The sequence below is a fragment of the Streptomyces sp. NBC_01433 genome, from assembly GCF_026340105.1.
Taxonomy (GTDB): domain Bacteria; phylum Actinomycetota; class Actinomycetes; order Streptomycetales; family Streptomycetaceae; genus Streptomyces.
The window spans coordinates 230,254-252,741 of sequence record NZ_JAPEPM010000001.1 but is presented as its reverse complement, the minus strand read 5'-3'; the positions used below and the strand labels follow the sequence as shown (position 1 = coordinate 252,741).

At 71.2% G+C, this 22,488-nt stretch carries 16 protein-coding genes; 14 read left to right on the top strand and 2 right to left on the bottom strand.

Annotated features, from left to right (window positions below; genetic code table 11):
* Nucleotides 1–155: 155 nt before the first annotated feature.
* From OG413_RS00990 to OG413_RS00955, 8 genes are all read left to right on the top strand, one after another.
* Nucleotides 156–1,670 carry a gamma-aminobutyraldehyde dehydrogenase gene (locus OG413_RS00990; protein WP_266802389.1) on the top strand — a complete coding sequence of 505 codons (1,515 nt, stop codon included), beginning with the start codon at nt 156–158 and terminating at the stop codon, nt 1,668–1,670.
* A 47-nt stretch (nt 1,671–1,717) separates the two neighbouring features.
* Entirely contained in the window at nt 1,718–2,968 is a 1,251-nt protein-coding gene (locus tag OG413_RS00985; protein ID WP_266802388.1) for a PotD/PotF family extracellular solute-binding protein, read from the top strand.
* An 88-nt stretch (nt 2,969–3,056) separates the two neighbouring features.
* Nucleotides 3,057–4,208 carry an ABC transporter ATP-binding protein gene (locus tag OG413_RS00980; RefSeq protein WP_266802387.1) on the top strand — a complete coding sequence of 384 codons (1,152 nt, stop codon included), beginning with the start codon at nt 3,057–3,059 and terminating at the stop codon, nt 4,206–4,208.
* Nucleotides 4,205–5,128, top strand: coding sequence for an ABC transporter permease (locus OG413_RS00975; protein ID WP_266802386.1), 924 nt, complete (start codon nt 4,205–4,207; stop codon nt 5,126–5,128). Before OG413_RS00980 ends, OG413_RS00975 begins: the two co-directional genes overlap by 4 nt.
* Nucleotides 5,128–5,931: an ABC transporter permease gene (locus OG413_RS00970; RefSeq protein ID WP_266802385.1), complete on the top strand. Its 804-nt coding sequence runs from the start codon at nt 5,128–5,130 to the stop codon at nt 5,929–5,931. Before OG413_RS00975 ends, OG413_RS00970 begins: the two co-directional genes overlap by 1 nt.
* Before the next feature lie 23 nt (nt 5,932–5,954).
* A complete protein-coding gene (locus tag OG413_RS00965; RefSeq protein WP_266802384.1) occupies nt 5,955–7,370 on the top strand; it encodes an FAD-binding oxidoreductase in 1,416 nt (471 codons plus the stop codon).
* A gap of 138 nt (nt 7,371–7,508) precedes the next feature.
* Entirely contained in the window at nt 7,509–8,033 is a 525-nt protein-coding gene (locus tag OG413_RS00960; protein WP_266802383.1) for a hypothetical protein, read from the top strand.
* 164 nt (nt 8,034–8,197) lie between these two features.
* Entirely contained in the window at nt 8,198–10,021 is a 1,824-nt protein-coding gene (locus OG413_RS00955) for a chitinase (protein ID WP_266802382.1), read from the top strand.
* Here the strand turns inward: OG413_RS00955 and OG413_RS00950 are convergent.
* Together OG413_RS00950 and gabT are read right to left on the bottom strand one after the other, a co-directional pair.
* On the bottom strand, nt 9,972–10,802 hold the full coding sequence (locus OG413_RS00950) for a phosphatase PAP2 family protein (protein ID WP_266802381.1): 831 nt from the start codon (nt 10,800–10,802) through the stop codon (nt 9,972–9,974). The genes OG413_RS00955 and OG413_RS00950 overlap by 50 nt on opposite strands.
* A gap of 148 nt (nt 10,803–10,950) precedes the next feature.
* Nucleotides 10,951–12,291: a 4-aminobutyrate--2-oxoglutarate transaminase gene (gene gabT, locus OG413_RS00945; RefSeq protein WP_266802380.1), complete on the bottom strand. Its 1,341-nt coding sequence runs from the start codon at nt 12,289–12,291 to the stop codon at nt 10,951–10,953.
* A 242-nt stretch (nt 12,292–12,533) separates the two neighbouring features.
* Here gabT and OG413_RS00940 point away from each other — a divergent pair, with 242 nt between their 5' ends.
* The 6 genes from OG413_RS00940 to OG413_RS00915 all read left to right on the top strand — a co-directional run bounded on the left by OG413_RS00940 (nt 12,534) and on the right by OG413_RS00915 (nt 22,278).
* Nucleotides 12,534–14,897: an ATP/GTP-binding protein gene (locus OG413_RS00940; protein ID WP_266802379.1), complete on the top strand. Its 2,364-nt coding sequence runs from the start codon at nt 12,534–12,536 to the stop codon at nt 14,895–14,897.
* A 100-nt stretch (nt 14,898–14,997) separates the two neighbouring features.
* Entirely contained in the window at nt 14,998–16,581 is a 1,584-nt protein-coding gene (locus tag OG413_RS00935) for a PucR family transcriptional regulator (RefSeq protein ID WP_266802378.1), read from the top strand.
* A 212-nt stretch (nt 16,582–16,793) separates the two neighbouring features.
* On the top strand, nt 16,794–18,239 hold the full coding sequence (locus OG413_RS00930; protein WP_266802377.1) for an aldehyde dehydrogenase family protein: 1,446 nt from the start codon (nt 16,794–16,796) through the stop codon (nt 18,237–18,239).
* Nucleotides 18,240–18,471: 232 nt separating this feature from the next.
* The gene (locus OG413_RS00925; protein ID WP_266802376.1) at nt 18,472–20,418 is read left to right on the top strand and encodes an acyl-CoA dehydrogenase family protein; all 1,947 of its coding nucleotides are present in this window, start codon (nt 18,472–18,474) and stop codon (nt 20,416–20,418) included.
* Nucleotides 20,419–20,510: 92 nt separating this feature from the next.
* A complete protein-coding gene (gene aroA, locus OG413_RS00920; protein WP_266802375.1) occupies nt 20,511–21,746 on the top strand; it encodes a 3-phosphoshikimate 1-carboxyvinyltransferase in 1,236 nt (411 codons plus the stop codon).
* 37 nt (nt 21,747–21,783) lie between these two features.
* Nucleotides 21,784–22,278: a nucleotidyltransferase family protein gene (locus OG413_RS00915; protein ID WP_266802374.1), complete on the top strand. Its 495-nt coding sequence runs from the start codon at nt 21,784–21,786 to the stop codon at nt 22,276–22,278.
* The last annotated feature ends 210 nt before the right edge of the window (nt 22,279–22,488 follow it).

Here is a 22,488-nt window from a genome sequence, read left to right as displayed (position 1 = left end):
TGACGCGACACATGGTCGACAGATTCCGTCGCGTAACCAAAAGGCAACAACGGAATCACTTGTTGGGCGGGGGTGCCTCTGTCAGGATCGGCACTCAATTCACGAAGAAGCTACGCCGACCCCGCCCAGCGGGTACAGCGGCGGAGGAGAACGTCATGGACAACGGCATCCAGGTGCAGGACCGCTTCGCGAAGGGTGCGCAGTTCATCGGCGGCGAACTGCTTCCCGGTACATCGGGTCGCCACCACGAGGTGGTGAACCCGGCGACGGGCGAGAGTGTCCTGCGCTACGAACTCGCGGGCACCGACGACGTGGACGCGGCCGTCGCCGCCGCCCGCGCGGCCTTCCCCGGCTGGTCGGGCGCCACCCCCGCCGAGCGGTCCGAGGCGATGCACCGCTTCGCGGCCGTCCTCGCGGAGCAGGCGGACGACTTCGCGTACGCCGAGTCGCTCCAGTGCGGGAAACCGATCAAGCTCTCCACCGAGTTCGACGTGCCCGGCACCGTCGACAACACCTCGTTCTTCGCGGGCGCCGCCCGCCACCTGGAGGGCCGGTCCGCCGCCGAGTACGACGGCGACCACACCTCCTACGTACGCCGCGAGGCGATCGGTGTCGTCGGCTCCATCGCCCCCTGGAACTATCCGCTCCAGATGGCCGCCTGGAAGGTCCTCCCGGCCATCGCCGCGGGCAACACCATCGTGCTCAAGCCCGCCGAGATCACCCCGCTGACCTCGCTGATGTTCGCGCAGGCGGCCCGTACGGCGGGCATCCCCGACGGGGTGATCAACGTCGTCACGGGCGCGGGCAAGGACGCGGGCGAACACCTCGTCGGCCACCCGGACGTCGTGATGACCTCGTTCACGGGCTCCACCGCCGTCGGCAAGCGGGTCGCGGAGATCGCCACCTCCACCGTCAAGCGCCTCCACCTCGAACTCGGCGGCAAGGCCCCCTTCCTGGTCTTCGACGACGCCGACCTCGAAGCAGCGGTCAACGGGGCGGTCGCCGGAGCCCTCATCAACACCGGCCAGGACTGCACCGCCGCCACCCGTGCCTACGTCCAGCGCCCGCTGTACGACGCCTTCGTACGGGGCGTCGCCGCGCTGATGGAGACCGTGCGGCTCGGCGACCCCTTCGACCCGTCGACCGACCTCGGCCCGCTGATCAGCCACGCCCAGCGCGACCGGGTCGCCGGATTCGTCGAGCGGGCCCGCGCGTACGCCACCGTAGTCACCGGCGGCCAGGCCCCCGGCGGCGACCTGGCCGACGGCGCCTACTACCGGCCGACCCTGATCGCGGACGCCGCCCAGGACAGCGAGATCGTCCAGTCGGAGATCTTCGGCCCGGTCCTGGTGGTGCTGCCCTTCGACAGCGACGACGAGGGCATCGCACTGGCCAACGACACCCCGTACGGACTCGCCGCCTCCGCCTGGAGCCGTGACCTGTACCGCGCGGGCCGCGCCACCCGCGAGATCAAGGCGGGCTGCGTCTGGATCAACGACCACATCCCGATCATCAGCGAGATGCCGCACGGCGGATACAAGGCCAGCGGCTTCGGCAAGGACATGTCCTCGTACTCCTTCGAGGAGTACACGCAGGTCAAGCACGTCATGTACGACAACACCGCGGTCGCCCGCAAGGACTGGCACCGCACGATCTTCGGGGACCGATAGAAGCTGCCGCCGACCAGCGGCCACACCCACCCGAAAGGGCAACGCGTATGGAGAGTCACGAGCCCGACCACCTCTCGCCGGTCCAGCTGGCGGCCATGAGGCGGAGCCTGACAACCGGCAGGGGAGCCCTCACCCGCCGTTCGCTGCTGCGCGCCTCCGGCACGGGCGCGCTCGCGCTCGGCGGGCTCGGCACACTCGCCGCGTGCGGCATCCCGCCCGCCAAGCGCGAGGACGGCTCGGCCGCCGCCTCCGACGACCGCTCGGCCAAGGAGAAGCGGGTCACCTTCTCCAACTGGACCGAGTACATGGACGTCGGCGAGGACGACAAGGGCCGGCCCACCCTGGAGGCGTTCACCGAACGCACCGGGATCACGGTCAAGTACACCGAGGACATCAACGACAACGTCGAGTTCTTCGGGAAGATCAAGCCGCAGCTCGCGGCGGGCCAGGACAGCGGACGCGACCTCATCTGCGTCACCGACTGGCTGGCCGCCCGCATGATCCGGCTGGGCTGGGTGCAGAAGCTCGATCCGGCGAACCTGCCGCACGCCTTCGCCAACCTCTCCTCCCAGTTCCGCACCCCCGACTGGGACCCGGGCCGCTCCTACTCCTACCCCTGGACCGGCATCCCCGCCGTCATCGCCTACAACACGAAGGCCACCGGCGGCCGCAAGGTCGACTCCATCACCCAGCTGCTGGACGACCCCAAGCTCAAGGGCAAGGTCTCCTTCCTCTCCGAGATGCGCGACTCGGTCGGCCTGACCCTGCTCGACATGGGCAAGGACCCCGGCGACTTCACCGACGCCGACTACGACGCCGCGATCGGCCGGATGCAGAAGGGTGTCGACAAGAAGCAGATACGCCGCTTCACCGGCAACGACTACACCGCCGACCTGAGCAAGGGCGACATCGCCGCCTGCGTCGCCTGGGCCGGGGACATCATCCAGCTCCAGGCCGACAATCCGGACATCAAGTACGCGATCCCGGCCGCCGGTTACATCACCTCCACGGACAACCTGCTCGTCCCCGCGCGGGCCCGGCACAAGACCAACGCCGAGAAGCTCATCGACTACTACTACGAGCCGAAGGTCGCCGCCCAGCTCGCCGCGTACATCAACTACGTCTGCCCCGTCGACGGCGTACGCGACGAACTCGCCAGGATCGACGAGTCGATGGCCTCCAACGCCCTGATCCTCCCCGACAAGGCGATGGCGGCGAAGTCCCGCTCCTTCCGCTCGCTGAGCACGGAGGAAGAGACGGCGTACGAAGAGAAGTTCGCCAAGCTCATCGGAGCCTGAGCCGGCCGTCGGCGCCTCTCACGCCGCCGACGCCCTCCCGTTCCTCCCTCCCCGATCTCTCCCCCCGAACCCACTGGGACCGCGACCCATGACACAGCAGCAGACAGCGGGCGGCGATGTCCGCCTCTCCGGGATCAGCAAGACGTACGGCTCCTTCACCGCCGTGCAGCCACTCGATCTGACCGTTCCGCAAGGCTCCTTCTTCGCGCTGCTCGGCGCGTCCGGCTGCGGCAAGACCACCACCCTGCGGATGATCGCGGGCCTGGAGGAGGCGACCACCGGCACGGTCACGCTCGGCGACCGGGACATCACCGGCCTGCCCCCGTACAAGCGGCCCGTCAACACCGTCTTCCAGAGCTACGCGCTCTTCCCGCACCTGGACATCACCGACAACATCGCGTTCGGGCTGCGCAGGCGCGGCATCAAGTCGGTGAAGAAACAGGTCGACGACATGCTGGAACTCGTCGAGCTCGGCGACTTCGCCCGCCGCAAGCCGCACCAGCTCTCCGGTGGCCAGCAGCAGCGCGTCGCCGTGGCCCGCGCGCTCATCAACCACCCGCAGGTCCTCCTGCTCGACGAGCCGCTCGGCGCCCTCGACCTCAAGCTGCGCCGCCAGATGCAGCTTGAGCTCAAGCGGATCCAGACCGAGGTCGGCATCACGTTCGTCCATGTCACCCACGACCAGGAGGAGGCCATGACCATGGCCGACACCGTCGCGGTGATGAACGGCGGTCGCGTCGAACAGCTCGGCGCGCCCGCCGACCTGTACGAGAACCCGCGCACGACCTTCGTCGCGAACTTCCTCGGCACCTCGAACCTCATCGAGGGCGAGATCGTCTCCACCGGGGCGGAGCTCGTCGTCTCGGCGGGCGGCGGGAAGCTCCGGCTGCCCGCCGAGCGATGTACGGCCCCGACGACGAACGGCGGCAGGCTGCTCCTCGGGGTCCGCCCGGAGAAGATCTCCCTCGCGCTCGCCGAGGACGCCGACGCGATAGCCGACGGCCGCAACCGTGTCACCGGCCGGATCGTCGACTCCAGCTTCATCGGGGTCTCCACGCAGTACGTGGTGCGCAGCGCTGCGGGCCAGGCGCTCCAGGTCTACGAGCAGAACGTGGAGCGGCGCGCGGGACTCGCCCCCGGGGCCGAGGTCGTCCTGCACTGGAACCCCGCCCACACCTTTGGTCTCGGCGCCGACCAGGACATCGACGCCGGTGTGGAGAGCGTGGAGGACGCGGCGTGAGTGTCACCGACGCGCCTCCCGCGAAGGCCACCGAGCCGAAGATACGCAAGCCCTCCACCCGCAAGCGGCTCGTCCCGTACTGGCTGCTGCTCCCGGGCATCCTGTGGCTCGTCGTCTTCTTCGCACTGCCACTCGTCTACCAGGCGTCGACCTCCGTACAGACCGGGTCCCTGGAGAAGGGCTTCGAGGTCACCTGGCACTTCGCGACCTACTGGGACGCGCTGCGGGACTACTACCCGCAGTTCATCCGCTCCCTGCTGTACGCGGGCACCGCCACGATCCTGTGTCTGCTGCTCGGCTACCCGCTGGCGTATCTCATCGCGTTCAAGGCGGGCCGCTGGCGCAACCTGGTGCTGGTGCTGGTCATCGCCCCGTTCTTCACCAGCTTCCTGATCCGCACGCTGGCCTGGAAGACGATCCTCGCGGACGGCGGCGCGGTCGTCGACCTCCTCAACACGCTGCACGTCCTGGACGTCACCAGCTGGCTCGGCTGGACCGAGTCCAACCGGGTGCTGGCCACCCCGATGGCCGTCGTCTGCGGACTGACGTACAACTTCCTGCCGTTCATGATCCTGCCGCTCTACACCTCGCTGGAGCGCATCGACGGCAGGCTGCACGAGGCGGCGGGCGACCTGTACGCCACCCCCGCCACCACCTTCCGCAAGGTGACGTTCCCGCTGTCCATGCCCGGCGTCGTCTCCGGCACCCTGCTGACGTTCATCCCGGCGAGCGGCGACTACGTCAACGCGGAACTGCTCGGCTCCACCGACACCAAGATGGTCGGCAGCGTCATCCAGACCCAGTTCCTGCGGGTCCTGGACTATCCGACGGCCGCCGCGCTCTCGTTCATCCTCATGGCGATCGTCCTGCTGATGGTCACCGTCTACATCCGCCGCTCCGGGACGGAGGACCTGGTCTGATGCCCGTACTGCGCTGGATTCGCCGCAATCTGATCGTCATCGCGGGTCTGCTGACCCTCGCGTACATGATCCTGCCGAACATCGTCGTGATGGTGTTCTCGTTCAACAAGCCGAACGGGCGCTTCAACTACGCCTGGCAGCGCTTCTCGCTGGACGCCTGGAAGGACCCCTGCGGGGTCGCCGACATGTGCGGCTCGCTCTCGCTCTCCCTCCAGATCGCCGCCTGGGCCACCGTCGGGGCGACCGTGCTCGGCACGATGATCGCCTTCGCGCTGGTCCGCTACCGCTTCCGGGCGCGCGGCGCGATCAACTCGCTGATCTTCCTGCCGATGGCGATGCCCGAGGTCGTCATGGCCGCTTCGCTGCTCACGCTCTTCCTCAACATGGGCGCCGAGCTGGGCTTCTGGACCGTGCTCATCGCCCACATCATGTTCTGCCTCAGCTTCGTGGTGACGGCGGTCAAGGCGCGGGTCATGTCGATGGACCCGCGCCTGGAGGAAGCCGCCCGCGATCTGTACGCGGGACCCGTGCAGACCTTCGTCCGGGTGACCCTGCCGATCGCGGCCCCCGGAATCGCCGCGGGAGCGCTGCTCGCCTTCGCGCTGTCCTTCGACGATTTCATCATCACCAATTTCAACGCGGGCTCGACCGTGACCTTCCCCATGTTCGTCTGGGGATCGGCACAGCGCGGCACGCCCGTGCAGATCAACGTCATCGGTACGGCAATGTTCGTCATTGCGGTATTGGTGGTACTCGCCGGCCAGCTCTTCGCGAACCGGCGGAAGAAAAGCGCCTGCCCCTGAAAGTCCTGAAGGAGTTGGAAACCATGGCCCCAGCTGCCATGCGTAGTGCCGCACAATCACTCGCCGGTGCCAAGCCGGTCTCGTACTGGCTCGACGACCCCGCGAAGCCCGAAGCGCTCCCCGCCCTCACCGGCGACGAACACGCGGACCTGCTCGTCATCGGCGGCGGCTACAGCGGACTGTGGACCGCGCTGCTCGCCAAGGAGCGCGACCCGGAGCGCGAGGTCGTCCTGGTCGAGGGGCACGAGGTGGGCTGGGCCGCCTCGGGCCGCAACGGCGGATTCTGTGCCGCCTCCCTCACCCACGGACTGCCCAACGGGCTGGAGCGCTGGCCCGACGAGATCGGGAAGCTGGAGGAGCTGGGCGAACGGAACCTCGACGCCATCGAGGACGCCGTCGCCCGCTATGCCATCGACTGCGAGTTCGAGCGCACCGGCGAGATCGACGTCGCCACCGAACCGCACCAGCTCGAAGAGCTGCGGGAATGGCACCAGGAAGCCGAGCGGCTGGGCTTCACCGGGCTGGAATTCCTGGACCGCGACGCCCTGCGCGCCGAGGTCGACTCACCCACCTTCCTGGGCGGGCTCTGGGACCGCCGGGGGGTCGCCATGCTGCACCCCGCCAAGCTGGCCTGGGGTCTCAAGCGCGCCTGTCTCGACCTCGGCGTACGCATCCACGAGCACACCCGTGCCCTCGAACTCGCCCGCTCCGGCTCCGGCATGGCGGTGCGCACCCCGTACGGACGGGTCTTCGCCCGCCGGGTCGCCCTCGGCACGAACATCTTCCCCTCGCTCGTCAAGCGGGTGCGCCCGTACACGGTGCCGGTCTACGACTACGCGCTGATGACCGAACCGCTCACCCCCGAACAGCTCGCCTCCATCGGCTGGAAGAACCGTCAGGGACTCGGCGACAGCGCCAATCAGTTCCACTATTTCCGGCTCTCCGCCGACCATCGCATCCTGTGGGGCGGCTATGACGCGATCTATCCGTACGGGGGCCGGCTCAGCGCCGATCTGGATCAGCGTCCGGAGACCTTCCTGAAGCTCGCGGACCAGTTCTTCGCATGTTTTCCGCAGCTTTCCGGGCTGAGTTTCTCGCACGCGTGGGGCGGCGCGATCGATACCTGTTCGCGCTTCTCCGCCTTTTTCGGTACGGCCCATCAGGGGCGCGTCGTGTATGCCGCCGGATATACCGGGCTGGGCGTCGGGGCGACCCGGTTCGGGGCGGATGTGATGCTCGATCTGCTGTCCGGCGAGCGCACCGAGCGGACCGAGCTGGAGATGGTCCGCTCCAAGCCGCTGCCGTTCCCGCCGGAGCCCTTCGCCTGGGCCGGGATCGAACTCACCAAGCGGTCCCTCGCCCGCGCCGACACGCACGGCGGGCACCGCAATCTGTGGCTGCGGACCATGGACCGCGTGGGTCTCGGATTCGACAGCTGACCAGCGCCGATGCCCTTGTGACCCACTTCACTACCAACGAGTAGCGAAAACCCGCGTCATGATCCGGGTCCGGCCCTCTCTCGACCGTGTACGCATCGGCAGGACACTGCCGGTGGCCATGGAACGGGAAGGCAGGCCATGAGTGGCTCGGGGGTAAAGGCAGCGGTCCGGTGGCTCGTGTCGGTGGCACCGGATCCGGCCGCGTGCCGGTGGGAGTGGGAGCGCAATCCTCAGGGGATCGTGCTCCTTCCCGCCGGCAAGCGCTGGGACGTGCTCATTCTTCCGGGGGAGCTGGGTTATCCGACGCTCGATGTGCTCACCCGTCTCGTCGACCGGCCGGGGCCGGTCCTCGCCGACTTCGGCGATGCCCGGATGGGCTTCTTCGTGCCGCCGGGCACCGCGTCGCGCTGGCTCGGCACCGGCGTACGGGGGGCGGGTCCGGGCACCTGGATCGTCGTCCCCTATCCGGGACGGGCGGCCGGGGGAGTGCGCTGGCTGATCCCGCCGGACGGATCGGGGACGCTCACGGACGCGACGCTGCTGGAGCTCGCGATGCACGAGGCGGCGGCATCGGCGGCGACGGCGGCCCGGCACGGCGACGGCGACGGCGACGGGGATGGCGACGGCGACGGGGACGACTCCGGGAATGAAGGGGGCCGCTGAGGAGGGCGGAGAGCCGGGAGCGCGGGGCGAGGCGGGACGGCGGGGCGGCGGATCACTAGGCGCCGACCGCCCCCGCCGGGGGCGCCAGAGGTCTTGACAACCGGATTGGTCTGGACCATGTTGTGCGCACGCCACACCCAATTCCCCCCTGCACGGAGGCTGTTGTGGAACGTACGGGACTCCCCGCCCGATATTCCGGACTTCTGGCCGCTTTCTCGGCTGCCCTGCTCGCCGCCGGAGCACTGGTCGCCACGGCGCCGGCGGCGGGCGCCGCCGACGCCGAACTGGCGCGCAACGGCGGCTTCGAGGCGGGCCTGGACGGCTGGAGCTGTACGGGCGGCAGCGGAGCCGCTGTCAGCACGCCCGCGCACAGCGGGGCCTCCGCGCTGCGGGCCACCCCGGCCGGCGCCGACCACGCCAAGTGCTCCCAGAGCGTGACGGTCAAGCCCGACTCGACGTACACGCTCAGCGCCTGGGTGCAGGGGTCCTACGTCTATCTCGGCGCGACCGGTACCGGCACCACCGACGTCTCCACCTGGACCCAGTCCACCGGGGCCTGGAAGCAGCTCACCACCACCTTCAGGACCGGCCCCGCCACCACCTCGGTGAGCGTCTACACGCACGGCTGGTACGGCACCCCCGCCTACTACGCCGACGACCTCAGCCTCGTCGGGCCGGGCGGCGACCCCGTCACGCTCCCGGCCGCGCCCGCAGGACTGAAGGCCGGACCGGTCACCTCCTCCTCCGTCGACCTCTCCTGGACGGCCTCCGCCGGAGCCACCGGCTACCAGGTCTACCGGGGCGGCACGAAGGTGGCCTCCACCACCGCCACCTCGGCCACCGTGACGGGCCTGACCGCCTCGACCGCGTACAGCTTCCAGGTCGCCGCGGTCAACGCCGCCGGGGAGTCCGCGAAATCGGCCGCCGTCAGCGCCACCACCACGGCGGGCGGCGGGGGAGGCGACGCGGGGCTCCCGGCCCACGCGCTCGTCGGCTATCTGCACTCCAGCTTCGCCAACGGCTCCGGCTACACGCGGATGGCGGACGTGCCCGCCTCCTGGGACGTCATCAACCTCGCCTTCGGCGAGCCGACCTCCGTCACCTCCGGCGACATCCGCTTCTCGCTCTGCCCCGTGGCCGAATGCCCGAACGTCGAGTCGGAGGCGGAGTTCAAGGCAGCCATCAAGGCCAAGCAGGCCGCGGGTAAGAAGGTGCTGATCTCCATAGGCGGCCAGAACGGCCAGGTGCAGCTCGCCACCACCGCCGCCCGCGACGCCTTCGTCACCTCGGTGTCCAAGATCATCGACACCTACGGCCTGGACGGCCTGGACATCGACTTCGAGGGCCACTCGCTCTCGCTGAACACCGGTGACACCGACTTCCGCAACCCGACGTCGCCGGTCATCGTCAACCTGATCTCCGCGGTGAAGTCCCTCAAGGCCAAGTACGGCTCCGGCTTCGTCCTCACCATGGCGCCCGAGACCTTCTTCGTCCAGCTCGGCTACCAGTACTACGGCTCCGGCCCCTGGGGCGGTCAGGACCCGCGCGCCGGTGCCTACCTCCCGGTCATCCACGCCCTGCGCAACGATCTGACCGTGCTGCACGTCCAGGACTACAACTCGGGCTCCATCATGGGCCTGGACAACCAGTACCACTCCATGGGCGGCGCCGACTTCCACATCGCCATGACGGACATGCTGCTCACCGGCTTCCCGGTGGCGGGCGATCAGACGAAGGTCTTCCCCGCGCTCCGTCCCGAGCAGGTCGCCTTCGGCCTCCCCGCCTCGACCCAGGCGGGCAACGGGCACACCTCGCCCGCCGAGGTCACCAAGGCGCTGAACTGCCTGACGAAGAAGACCGACTGCGGCTCGTACCAGACCCACGGCACCTGGCCCACCCTGCGCGGGCTGATGACCTGGTCGATCAACTGGGACCGCTTCAACAACTGGGAGTTCTCGAAGAACTTCGACGCGTACTTCGGCGGCTGACCGACCGCAGCGCCCTGCCCAGCACCACCAGCAGCACCCCGCTCAGGCACCAACTGGCGACCACGTCGAGTGGCCAGTGGTAGCCGCGCAGCACCAGACCGATGCTCGTCGCCGCCGTCAGCAGGACGGCGGCGACGAGCATCATCCATGAGCGCTTCAGGTACGGGGCCAGGAGCAGCGCCGCCGCGCCGTACGCCACCGCGGCGGTCGCCGTGTGGCCCGATGGGTAGTAGCCGGTCGCCTCCGTCAGCGGCCCCTGGCGGTCGGTCCACAGCTTCAGCGGGACGACCAGCGCGGGCACCGCCGCCATCGTGAGGGCCGCGTACAGCGGCTCGCGACGGGTGCCGCGCACCAGCGCGCAGATGATCGCGCAGGCCAGTACCGGGAGCGCGACCTGCATATTGCCGAGGTCGCTGAAGAGATCGGCGATCCGGGCGGGACCGCGTCCCACCAGGGCCCGGCTGATCCGCTCGTCCGGTCCGAGCAGGGGGCCGTCGGCCACCACCTGCCAGGTGATGAGTGCGAAGAGCGCCACAAGCGCCGACACCAGGGAAATGAGAGAAGCCGGCCACCGGGGAACAGGGGGGGTTGTTCCGGGATGGCCGGCCGGATCGGTTTGCCGCGCGCCCCGGGGGGTGTGGGACGAGCGGCCATCCGATCGGTGAGGAGTTCCGGAGCCAGAGGCTCCAGCGGTGTGCGCGAGGGCACGACCGGGTCCGTGCTGGGGAAGCCCCGGCCCGGCATCGCCCGCAGTCCCCTGCGGGCGAGGTGTTTCTCTCATCTGCAGAAACCGTACGGCAGCCGAGGGGCGACCGACAGCGGGAACCCGGTCCCGCCATCGGCCCCGCACACCTTCTTCACAGGCCCACACGCGCGCCACGAGCCGTCCAGAAATTGACGTCTTTTTCTCGTCCTGGGGTTCGAATCGATCAGATGCGAGCGAACGCCTGCTCGATGATGTCGAGTCCCTCGTTCAGCAGGTTCTCGCCGATCACGAGCGGCGGCAGAAAGCGCAGCACATTGCCGTACGTGCCACAGGTGAGCACCAGCAGACCCTCGGCGTGACAGGCCTTGGCGAGCCCGGCGGCGGCCGCGGCGTTCGGCTCCTTCGTACCGGACTCCACCAGCTCGATCGCGATCATGGCGCCGCGGCCGCGGATGTCACCGATGATGTCGCCGTTCGGGAGCTTCGCCCGCATCTCGGCGAGGCGGCCCTTCATGACCTCCTCGATGCGCTTGGCCCGGCCGTTCAGGTCCATCTCACGCATGGTCTCGATGGCACCGAGCGCGCCCGCGCAGGCGACCGGGTTGCCGCCGTAGGTGCCGCCCAGGCCACCGGCGTGCGCGGCGTCCATGATCTCGGCGCGCCCCGTCACGGCGGACAGCGGCAGGCCGCCCGCGATGCCCTTGGCGGTCGTGATCAGGTCCGGGACGATGCCCTCGTCCTCGCACGCGAACCACTGGCCGGTACGGCAGAAGCCGGACTGGATCTCGTCCGCGACGAACACGATGCCGTTGTCCTTCGCGAACTGGGCGATCGCCGGGAGGAAGCCCTTGGCCGGCTCGATGAAGCCGCCCTCGCCGAGCACCGGCTCGATGATGATCGCGGCGACGTTGTCCGCGCCGATCTGCTTGGTGATCTGGTCGATGGCCTGGGCGGACGCCTCGGCACCGGCGTTCTCGGCACCGGTCGGCCAGCGGTAGCCGTAGGCGACCGGGACGCGGTAGACCTCGGGCGCGAACGGGCCGAAGCCCTGCTTGTACGGCATGTTCTTCGCCGTCAGCGCCATCGTGAGGTTCGTCCGGCCGTGGTAGCCGTGGTCGAAGACGACGACGGCGGTGCGCTTGGTGTGGGCGCGGGCGATCTTCACGGCGTTCTCGACGGCCTCGGCGCCCGAGTTGAACAGCGCGGACTTCTTCGCGTGGTCGCCCGGCGTCAGCTCGGCGAGCTGCTCACAGACCTCGACGTACCCCTCGTACGGCGTGACCATGAAACAGGTGTGGGTGAAGTCGGCGAGCTGCGCGGACGCGCGGCGCACGACGGCCTCGGCGGAGGCGCCCACCGACGTCACGGCGATACCGGAACCGAAGTCGATCAGCCGGTTGCCGTCCACGTCCTCGATGATCCCGCCACCGGCGCGGGCGGTGAACACCGGCAGGGTGGAGCCCACACCTGCGGCGACCGCCGCGACACGGCGAGCCTGCAGCTCGACCGACTTCGGGCCGGGGATGGCGGTGACGACGCGTCGCTCCTGCGGAATTGCGGTCATGAGGGGCTCCTGGGGGTGTTTCGGACGCTGCTTTCTGCAGGCTAGGGGCGGGGCGGCGGTGCGGGCATGCTCCGATCGGGAGTGATGGGGGTGTGTCCTTGTCCGTCGCGGACAGAAGGGGCCACGTGGATGCCGGGGAGACCCGGCGGTACGTATCCGGCCGCCTGGCTGAACTCCCCGTGCGGGCGCACTAGATTGACCGGGGCAGTGGACGGACCTGGCTGGTCAGGGGGCAACGGTTCATGAACGACGAAGGCACGCACCGCGCACGGGGCACGAGCGCGAAGCGGGTGCCCGGACCCACGCCGCCGCCACCGCCGTCCGCGCCGCCCCGGGGCGGAGTCCCGGCCGAGGGCCCCCCGCTCGACGAATGGCTGCGCACCCCGCGCCGGCCGCAGGACCCGGGCATCTGGCGCTACGGATACACCCCGCGGCCCCCCGAGCGGCCCGAGGGCGTCTCCGACCGCTCCCTGGTGGTCGGCGTGGTGATCTCACTGCTGTCCGGCCTGCTCCTGTGGTCGCTCTGGCGCAACGGCTACCTCCCCTACCGGCTGGTCCCGGTGAAGCTCTTCACCCCCGGAGAGTGGTGGTACGCCGGGAGCTTCGGCGGTCCCGCGACGGCCGAGGGAGTCCGTGCCCTCACGGTGTACGAGGCCATCCTGTTCGGGCTCCTGGTCTACGGATGCGGCCGCCTGGGCAACTGGTCCGAGCTCTTCCGGCGCCATGTGGCGGGCCGCGGGCAGCCCTTCCTCGCGGTGGCCGCGGCGGTGGGCGCGGGGCTGGCACAGCTGCTCGTCTGGAAGGACGCCGTGCCGGTCCTCAGGCCCGCCCTGATCCTGGCCGCCGCGGTCGTGGGCGGCGAGAACTTCCAGAGCCAGACGGTCGTGAACATCGTCTACACGGTGATCGCCGCCGCGGTGCTCTGGCCGTTCGCCCTGCTGGGGCGCTGGCGCGAACTGGTCACCACCCATCTCGGGAAGCGCTCCGCCGCGAGGGCGCCGGACGAGGCACTCCCCGTACCGGCACAGGTCTCCGCCACCTCCGCCGACCGGTGGCCGGAGCTGCGGGCCGCCGGGTGGACGGACGCCGCCGACGCCCTGACGGCCGAGGTGCGCACCGGCCGGATGAACGACGTCGACTGCGCACGGCTGCGCCACGCGTGGACCGTCGGCCGGGGCCACCCCGACCGGCTCGCCGCGCTGAGCGAAGCCGTCCTGCGGGCCGGCGGCGGCGCCGCCCTGCACCCCTCGGGCCGGCGCGACCTGCCCCGGCGCACCGCCCGGCACGATCTGCTCACCGGACAGGTCCGGATCGGCCGCTGCGCCGACGACGCGCACAACCCGTACGTCCGCCGGGGCGCGGGCCTGGCCCTGGACCCCACGCTGCTGGGCACCTCGCTGCTGGCGGTGGGGCCGCCCGGAGCCGGTAAGTCCGCCCGGCTGGTGCGGCCGGTCGTCGAGTCCCTCGCGCTCCAGGCACTCGCCGGGAAGGCGGCGCTGCTCGCCGTCGGCGCCGCCGGAGCGCCGCTCGGCCACGACGACGCCTACGACGTCGTCGTGGGGATCGGCGACCCCGAATCCGCGCACGACTTCGACCTGTACGGCGGCACGACCGATCCCGACGAGGCCGCGACCGTGCTCGCGGAGGGGCTGGTCGGCGATGTCGGCAGCCTCGACAGCCGACGCGCCGCGACCGTACTGGCCCAGCTGCTGGGCCCCTACCGCGCCGCCCACGGCTGCTTCCCCGGCGTCCCCGAACTGCGCGAACTCCTCGACGGCGACCCGCACCCGCTGGCCGCGCTGAGGGCGTCGCTCGAAGCGGGCGGGCACCGGGCCATGCTGCGCGAACTGGACGCCCGCGCCCGGCAGGCGGGCGGGGCGGGAGACCCGGCCCCGGTACTCGCCGACCGGATCGCCCTGCTCGACCGGCCCGCGTTCGCCGGATTCTTCACCACCGGTGAACAGGCCCGCGCCTTCTCCCTGCGCTCCCTGGAACAGCATCCGCTGCGGGTCCGCGTCGACCTCCCCGAACGCGGCCACGCGGAGGCGTCCCGGCTGCTCACCCGGCTCCTGCTCGCCCAGTTCAACGCCATCACCTCGGCCCGCACCGACCGCTCGCTCTTCGTCTGCCTCGTCCTGGACGACGCCACCCACGCCGTCACCGCCGAGACCGTCCGGGGCATCCGGCGCCTGCGCTCCGTGAACGCGGGCGTGGTCCTCGCGCTGCGTACGATCGACGATGTCCCGGAGACCCTGCACACCCCCCTGCTCGGCGCGGTCGGCTGCACCATGGCCTTCTCCGGCCTCACCACCTGGGACGGCAAACGGTTCACGGAGGCCTGGGGCAAGGAATGGGTGGAGACCCGCGAGGTCGCCCAGCACACCGTCTTCGCCGACCAGCCGTTCACCCGGGCCCTGCACGCGCTGCGCAAGCTCGTCACCGGCAAGGCCGTGACCAGGGACGCCGTGACCGTACGGCAGGTCGAGCGGGAACGCTGGTCGGCCTCCGAGCTGGCGTACTCCGTTCCGGCCGGGCACGCGGTGCTCTCCCTGACGACGGTCGACGGCGAACACGCCCCCCCGCTCCTGGTGGAGCTCGGCGGCTGAGAACGGTATCGGGGACCCTGCCGCCCTGGCAGAATCGAAGGTGGCCGTTCATACGGGACGGCGAAATCGACACCATCGACCTCTGAGGGTTCCCGGTCCCATGCCCCCCACGCTCGCCTCGCTCATCAAGCACCCGGCGCTCAAGCTCACGGTGCGCGCGGGGGCGGACCGGCTCGACACCCCCGTGCGCTGGGCGCACGCCAGCGAGCTCGCCGATCCCGTGCCGTACATGGACGGCGGCGAGCTCCTGCTCGTCACCGCCACCAACCTCGACGCCGAGAACGCCGAGGCGATGCGCCGGTACGTGCGGCGGCTGGCCGGAGCCGGAGTCGCCGGGGTCGGCTTCGCCGTCGGCGTCACCTACGACGACGTTCCGCAGGCACTCGTCGACGCCGCCGAGGAGGCCGGGATGCCGCTGCTCGAAGTCCCGCGCCGCACCCCGTTCCTCGCCATCAGCAAGGCCGTCTCCGCCGCCATCGCCGCCGACCAGTACCGCGCCGTCACCGCGGGCTTCGAGGCCCAGCGCGAACTGACCAGGGCCGCGCTCGCCGGGGACGGCCCCGCCGGTCTCCTCGCCCGGCTCGCCGCGCACGTCGACGGCTGGGCCGCCCTGTACGACACCTCGGGCGCCGTCGTCGCCGCCGCGCCCGACTGGGCCGCCCGCCGCGCCGCCCGGCTCACCCCGGACGTGGAGCGGCTGCGGGAGCGGCCCGCGCCGGCCAGTGTGGTCGTCGGCGGCAGCGACGACCGGGTCGAGCTCCAGTCGCTGGGCACCGGACGCCGGGCCCGCGGCGCCCTGGCCGTCGGCACCGGGGCCGCGCTGGGGACCGCCGAGCGGTACGCCGTGCACTCGGCCGTCGCCCTGCTGACCCTGACCACCGCCCGCTCCCGCTCGCTCCAGGGCGCCGAGCAGCGGCTCGGCGCGGCGGTCCTGCGGATGCTGCTGGCCGGGGAGTCCGACCACGCGCGGGCCGTCGCCGGAGACCTGTACGGCGGGCTGCTGGACGCCCCGTTCCGGCTGCTGATCGCGGAGTCCACCACACCGGCCGGACCCGAACCGCTCGCCGAGACGATGGAGGCCGCCGCCGCCCGGTCCGGCGAGACACTGCTCATGGTCCCCGAGGGCGAGCGCCTGGTGGTCCTGGCCGCGGACGGCGGCGCGGCCGTCGCCGCCTGCACCGCCTACGCCGAGGCCCAGGACGAACGCCCGGCCCGCGAGCCGGGTGCCGAGGAGGGCGAGGTCGTCGTGGGCCTGTCCGCCCCGGCCGGACCGATCGCCGTCTCCGCCGCGTACAAGCAGGCCGAGCAGTCCCTCTCGGTCGCCCGCCGACGGGGCAGGGCCCTGGTCGAGCACGAGGAGCTGGCGGCGGGCTCGGTGCTGCCGCTGCTGGCCGACGACGCGGTACGGGCCTTCGCGGACGGGATGCTCCGCGCGCTGCACGAGCACGACGCGAAGGGCCGCGGCGATCTCGTCGCCTCCCTGCGCGCGTGGCTCTCCCGGCACGGCCAGTGGGACGCCGCCGCCGCGGACCTGGGCGTGCACCGGCACACCCTGCGCTACCGGATGCGCCGGGTGGAGGAGATCCTGGGCCGCTCGCTCGACGATCCGGACGCCCGGATGGAGCTGTGGCTGGCCCTCAAGGCGACGGCGGCGGGCACGACGACGGGACCCGCACCGAAGTGAACGACCGGGTGCCCGCGGCACGGCACCGCCCGTTCCGGAACTGAGGGAGCGCACCCGGTGTGCCCCTTCGCCAATTCGGAGCACGGCCACCCCTGTGTACTCCACGCCGGACAAACGCTTTGAGCGCCCCGCCGCCCTACCGTGGGACACCGGTGGGGAGCCTTCCGGGCGCCCGCGATCTCCGTCACGACCTCCGAAGGGCCGGAACCGCCATGACTTCCACGCACGCCTTCTGGCTGGCCGGCCGCCAGGCCACCGGCGAGGACAGCTTCGACGTCACCAACCCCTACGACGGCCGTCTCGTCGGCACGGTCAGCGTGCCGACCGACGCCCAGACCGAGGAGGCCGTCGCCGCCGCGCACGCCGTACGTGACGAGTTCGCCGCGACCCCGGCGCACGTCAGGGCCGCTGCGCTCGACCACGTCGTACGCCGTCTCGTCGAGCGCACCGAGGAGATCGCCCAGCTGATCTCGGCCGAGAACGGCAAGCCCATCAAGTGGGCCCGCGGCGAGGTCGGCCGGGCCGTCTCGGTGTTCCGCTTCGCCTCCGAGGAGGCCCGTCGCTTCAACGGCGGCGATGCCCAGCGGCTGGACACGGACGCCGGCGGCACCGGCCGCCTCGGGCTGACCCGGCGCTTCCCGCGCGGCACCGTCCTCGGTATCGCGCCGTTCAACTTCCCGCTCAACCTGAGCGCCCACAAGGTCGCCCCGGCCATCGCCGTCGGCGCCCCGATCATCCTGAAGCCCGCCCCGGCGACCCCGATCTCCTCGCTGATCCTGGGCGAGCTGCTGGCCGAGACCGACCTCCCGGCCGGTTCCTGGTCCGTGCTGACGGTGCCCAACGACCGCATGCCCGCCCTGGTGAAGGACGAGCGGCTGCCCGTGATCTCGTTCACCGGCTCGGGCCCGGTCGGCTACTCGATCATGGAGTCGGTGCCCCGCAAGCACTGCACCCTGGAGCTCGGCGGCAACGGCGCGGCGGTCGTGCTCGGTGACTACGCCTCCGAGGCCGACCTGGACTGGGCCGCGACCCGGATCGCGACCTTCTCCAACTACCAGGGCGGCCAGTCCTGCATCTCGGTGCAGCGCGTCATCGCGGACGCCTCGGTCTACGACCGGCTCGTCCCGAAGATCGTCTCCGCCGTCGAGGCGCTGGTCACCGGCGACCCCGCCGACGCGGCCACCGATGTCGGCCCGCTGGTCAGCGAGGACGCCGCCAGGCGCGTCGAGTCCTGGGTCGACGAGGCAGTCGGGGCCGGGGCCGCGCTGCTGACGGGCGGCAAGCGCGACGGGGCCACCTACGCCCCGACCGTGCTCACCGACCTCCCGGCCGAGGTGAAGCTCTCCTGCGAGGAGGTCTTCGGCCCGGTCATGTCCGTACAGCAGGTGGACGGTGAGGCCGAGGCGTTCGCCGCCGTCAACTCCTCCAAGTACGGCCTCCAGGCAGGCGTGTTCACGCACGACCTGCAGACCGCCTTCCGCGCCCACCGCGCCCTGGAGGTGGGCGGCGTGATCATCGGCGACGTCCCCTCGTACCGCGCGGACCAGATGCCGTACGGCGGAGCCAAGCAGTCCGGCGTCGGCCGCGAGGGTGTGCGCTACGCGATGGACGACTACACCTACGAGCGCGTCCTGGTCCTCACCGGCCTCGCGCTCTAGGACAGGGCCGCGGGCCCTCAGGAACGACCCGCCCGCATTCCGCCTGGACAGCACGACGGCGGGCGGGGCGAAGCGACCGGCCGGAACCCACTGTGCGGGGGCTCCGGCCGGTCGTGCTGCCCGCCGCAGGGGTGGTGCGCACCGCCGGGATCAGGTACATACGGACAAGAAGTACCCATCGAAATCGGTACGTACGGTCCATCGGTCCCCCACGCGGCGAGGTGAGCTCCTCATGTCCGCCCCACCCCACACGTCCCAGGTCCCCAAAGTCACCGAGCGGGAAGCGCGCCGGGTGGCCGAGGCCGCCCGCGAGCAGGACTGGCACCGGCCCAGCTTCGCCAAGGAACTCTTCCTGGGCCGCTTCCGGCTCGACCTGATCCACCCGCACCCCTTGCCGCCCCCGGACGACGTCCGGCGCGGCGAGGAGTTCCTGGCCCGGCTGCGCACGTTCTGCGAGACGAGGGTCGACAGCGCCCTGATCGAGCGCGAGGCGAAGATCCCCGACGAGGTGGTCAACGGGCTCAAGGAACTCGGCGCGCTCGGCATGAAGATCGACACGAAGTACGGCGGGCTCGGCCTCACCCAGGTGTACTACAACAAGGCGCTCTCCCTCGTCGGCTCGGCCAACCCCTCGCTCGGCGCCCTGCTCTCCGCCCATCAGTCGATCGGCGTACCGCAGCCGCTGAAGATCTTCGGCACCCAGGAGCAGAAGGACACCTTCCTGCCCCGGCTGGCCCGCACCGACATCTCGGCCTTCCTCCTCACCGAACCCGATGTCGGCTCCGACCCGGCCCGGCTCGCGACCTCCGCCGTACCGGACGGGGACGACTACGTCCTGGACGGCGTGAAGCTGTGGACCACCAACGGGGTCGTCGCCGATCTGCTGGTCGTCATGGCCCGGGTTCCCGAGTCCGAGGGGCACCGGGGCGGCATCACCGCGTTCATCGTCGAGGCGGACGCCCCCGGCATCACCGTGGAGAACCGCAACGCCTTCATGGGGCTGCGCGGCATCGAGAACGGCGTGACCCGCTTCCACCGCGTCCGCGTCCCCGCCGCCAACCGGATCGGCCCCGAGGGCGCCGGTCTCAAGATCGCCCTCACCACGCTCAACACCGGCCGCCTCTCGCTGCCCGCGATGTGCGTCGGCGCCGGGAAGTGGTGCCTGAAGATCGCCCGCGAATGGTCGGCCGTACGCGAACAGTGGGGCAGGCCGGTCGCCCGGCACGAGGCGGTCGGCGCGAAGATCTCCTTCATCGCCGCCACCACCTTCGCGCTGGAGGCCGTCGTCGACCTCTCCTCCCAGATGGCCGACGAGAACCGCAACGACATCCGGATCGAAGCCGCCCTCGCCAAGCTGTACGGCTCCGAGATGGGCTGGCTGATCGCCGACGAACTGGTACAGATCCGCGGCGGGCGCGGCTTCGAGACCGCCGAGTCCCTCGCCGCCCGCGGCGAACGCGCCGTCCCCGCCGAGCAACTGCTCCGCGACATGCGCATCAACCGGATCTTCGAGGGCTCCACCGAGATCATGCATCTGCTGATCGCCCGTGAGGCCGTCGACGCCCATCTGAAGGTCGCGGGCGACATCATCGACCCGGACAAGCCACTGTCGGCCAAGGCGAAGGCGGGTGCGAACGCCGCCGGGTTCTACGCCCGCTGGCTCCCGGGGCTGGTCACCGGGGCGGGCCAACTCCCGCGTACGTACGGTGAATTCCACCCCGCCGGCCACCCCGACCTCGCCACCCACCTGCGCTTCGTCGAACGCTCCGCCCGCAAACTGGCCCGGTCCACGTTCTACGCGATGTCCCGCTGGCAGGGCCGTATGGAGACCAAGCAGGGCTTCCTCGGCCGGATCGTCGACATCGGCGCCGAACTCTTCGCGATGAGCGCCGCCTGCGTGCGCGCCGAACTCCTGCGGACCGGGGGTGAGCACGGCCGCGAGGCGTACCAGCTCGCCGACGTCTTCTGCCACCAGTCCCGGATCCGGGTCGAGGCGCTCTTCACCCGCCTCTGGTCCAACACCGACGACCTCGACCGCCGGGTGGTCGACGGCGTGCTGGCCGGGAGGTACACCTGGCTGGAGGAGGGCATCGTCGACCCGAGCGGCGACGGCCCCTGGATCGCCGACGCCGCACCGGGAGCGTCCACGAAGGAGAACCTCCACCGGCCGATCGGCTGAGGGACGGTCCGCCGAGCGAGGTACGTGCGGGGCGCGTCCAGCGAGTGGACGCGCCCCGCCCGGCTGCCCGGCGCACGGCAGGATGGGGGACCGTGACCGTCATCCACATCCCCGGCTCCAAGTCCGTCACCGCGCGCGCCCTGTTCCTGGCCGCCGCGGCGGACGGCATCACCACCCTCGTGCGCCCCCTGCGTTCGGACGACACCGAGGGCTTCGCCGAAGGGCTGACGCGCCTCGGATACGCGGTCACCCGGGAGCCGGACCGCTGGCACATCGAGGGCCGCCCGGCCGGACCCGCCGCCACCGACGCCGACGTCCACTGCCGCGACGGAGCCACCACCGCCCGCTTCCTGCCGACGCTCGTCTCCGCCGCCGCCGGGGGCACCTACCGCTTCGACGCCTCCGCGCAGATGCGCCGCCGGCCGCTCGCCCCGCTCACCGGGGCGCTGCGCACCCTCGGTGTGGACCTGCGGCACGACGAGGCCGAGGGCCACCACCCGCTGCGCATCCACGCCGGTGGCGTCAGGGGCGGCGAGCTGACCCTGGACGCGGGGGAGTCGTCCCAGTACCTCACCGCCCTGCTGATGCTCGGCCCGCTCACCGCCGAGGGCCTGCGCATCGAGGTCACCGAGCTGGTCTCGGCGCCGTACATCGAGATCACCCTCGCGATGATGCGCGCCTTCGGGGCCGAGGTCGCCAGGGAGGGGAACACCTTCACCGTCCCGCCCGGCGGCTACCGGGCCACCGCCTACGGCGTCGAACCCGACGCCTCCACCGCGAGCTACTTCTTCGCCGCGGCGGCCCTCTCGGGCCGTGAGGTCACCGTCCCCGGGCTCGGCACCGGAGCACTCCAGGGCGACCTGCGCTTCGTCGACGTCCTGCGCCGGATGGGCGCCGAGGTCCGCACCACGGCCGACGCCACCACCGTTCGCTCCGACGGCACCCTGCGCGGGCTCACCGTCAACATGCGCGACATCTCCGACACGATGCCGACCCTGGCCGCCATCGCCCCCTTCGCGGACGCGCCGGTACGGATCGAGGACGTCGCCAACACCCGGGTCAAGGAGTGCGACCGGCTGGAGGCGTGTGCCGAGAACCTGCGCCGCATGGGCATCACCGTCCACACGGGGCACGACTGGATCGAGATCCACCCCGGCATCCCCCGCCCCACCGAGATCGCCACCCACGGCGACCACCGCGTCGTCATGTCGTTCGCGGTCGCCGGACTGCGGACGCCGGGTCTGACGTACGACGACCCCGGCTGCGTACGCAAGACGTTCCCGGAGTTCCACGAGACCTTCGCCGGGTTCGCGGCGGAGCGAAAATGACCGGCCCCGTCGGCCGTGGGCGGCTAGCCTCGCGTCGATGATGTCCCGTGACGACCTTCTGGCCATCCTCGAACTGCTGCGCCGCGCGGGCACCGAGGTGGTGCTCGCCGGAGGCTGGGGCGTCGATGCCCTGCTCGGCGAGCAGACCCGTGAACACCGCGATGCCGACCTGCTGCGCCACCGCGACCAGGAGCCCGCGGTCGTCGCGGCTCTGACGGCGGCCGGTTACACCGAGACACTGGACTGGCGTCCCGTTCGCTTCGTCCTCAGCCACCCCTCGGGGCTCGAAATCGACCTGCACCCGGTGGAGTTCGCTCCCGACGGCTCCGCGCTCCAGTCCTCGCTCGACCCCGCTGAGCCCTACCACTACCCGGCCGAGTGCTTCGTCACCGGCACCATCGGGGGAACCGAGGTGCGCTGCATCTCGGCCGAGCAGCAGGCGGTGTTCCACCAGGGGTACGAACCGTCCGAACGCGACCGCCACGACATGGAACAGCTGCGGCTGAGGTTCGGCATCGAGACCCCCGTCTGACCTCCCGCCGCCGGACCGCCGGGTCCCGCCGGCCCCGGCGGTCCGCTCAGGCCCGGCTCCACGGTCCGCTCAGGCCCGGCTCCAGGACCTGCTCCGGTCCGGCTCCACGCCCCGCGGCCGTGGAGGGGCGTACGGCGGGCGCGTAGCAGAATTTCCGCGCCGCGCGCAGCGGATCGGGACGCACTGTCCGACCGCACAGGTGAAGCGGCA

Bases quoted from the DNA above. Each gene is read 5' to 3' on its own strand.
- OG413_RS00990 (WP_266802389.1), top strand. From the start codon at position 156: ATGGACAACGGCATCCAGGTGCAGGACCGCTTCGCGAAGGGTGCGCAG.
- OG413_RS00985 (WP_266802388.1), top strand. From the start codon at position 1,718: ATGGAGAGTCACGAGCCCGACCACCTCTCGCCGGTCCAGCTGGCGGCC.
- OG413_RS00980 (WP_266802387.1), top strand. From the start codon at position 3,057: ATGACACAGCAGCAGACAGCGGGCGGCGATGTCCGCCTCTCCGGGATC.
- OG413_RS00970 (WP_266802385.1), top strand. From the start codon at position 5,128: ATGCCCGTACTGCGCTGGATTCGCCGCAATCTGATCGTCATCGCGGGT.
- OG413_RS00965 (WP_266802384.1), top strand. From the start codon at position 5,955: ATGGCCCCAGCTGCCATGCGTAGTGCCGCACAATCACTCGCCGGTGCC.
- OG413_RS00960 (WP_266802383.1), top strand. From the start codon at position 7,509: ATGAGTGGCTCGGGGGTAAAGGCAGCGGTCCGGTGGCTCGTGTCGGTG.
- OG413_RS00950 (WP_266802381.1), bottom strand. From the start codon at position 10,802: ATGAGAGAAACACCTCGCCCGCAGGGGACTGCGGGCGATGCCGGGCCG.
- gabT (WP_266802380.1), bottom strand. From the start codon at position 12,291: ATGACCGCAATTCCGCAGGAGCGACGCGTCGTCACCGCCATCCCCGGC.
- OG413_RS00940 (WP_266802379.1), top strand. From the start codon at position 12,534: ATGAACGACGAAGGCACGCACCGCGCACGGGGCACGAGCGCGAAGCGG.
- OG413_RS00935 (WP_266802378.1), top strand. From the start codon at position 14,998: ATGCCCCCCACGCTCGCCTCGCTCATCAAGCACCCGGCGCTCAAGCTC.
- OG413_RS00930 (WP_266802377.1), top strand. From the start codon at position 16,794: ATGACTTCCACGCACGCCTTCTGGCTGGCCGGCCGCCAGGCCACCGGC.
- OG413_RS00925 (WP_266802376.1), top strand. From the start codon at position 18,472: ATGTCCGCCCCACCCCACACGTCCCAGGTCCCCAAAGTCACCGAGCGG.
- OG413_RS00915 (WP_266802374.1), top strand. From the start codon at position 21,784: ATGATGTCCCGTGACGACCTTCTGGCCATCCTCGAACTGCTGCGCCGC.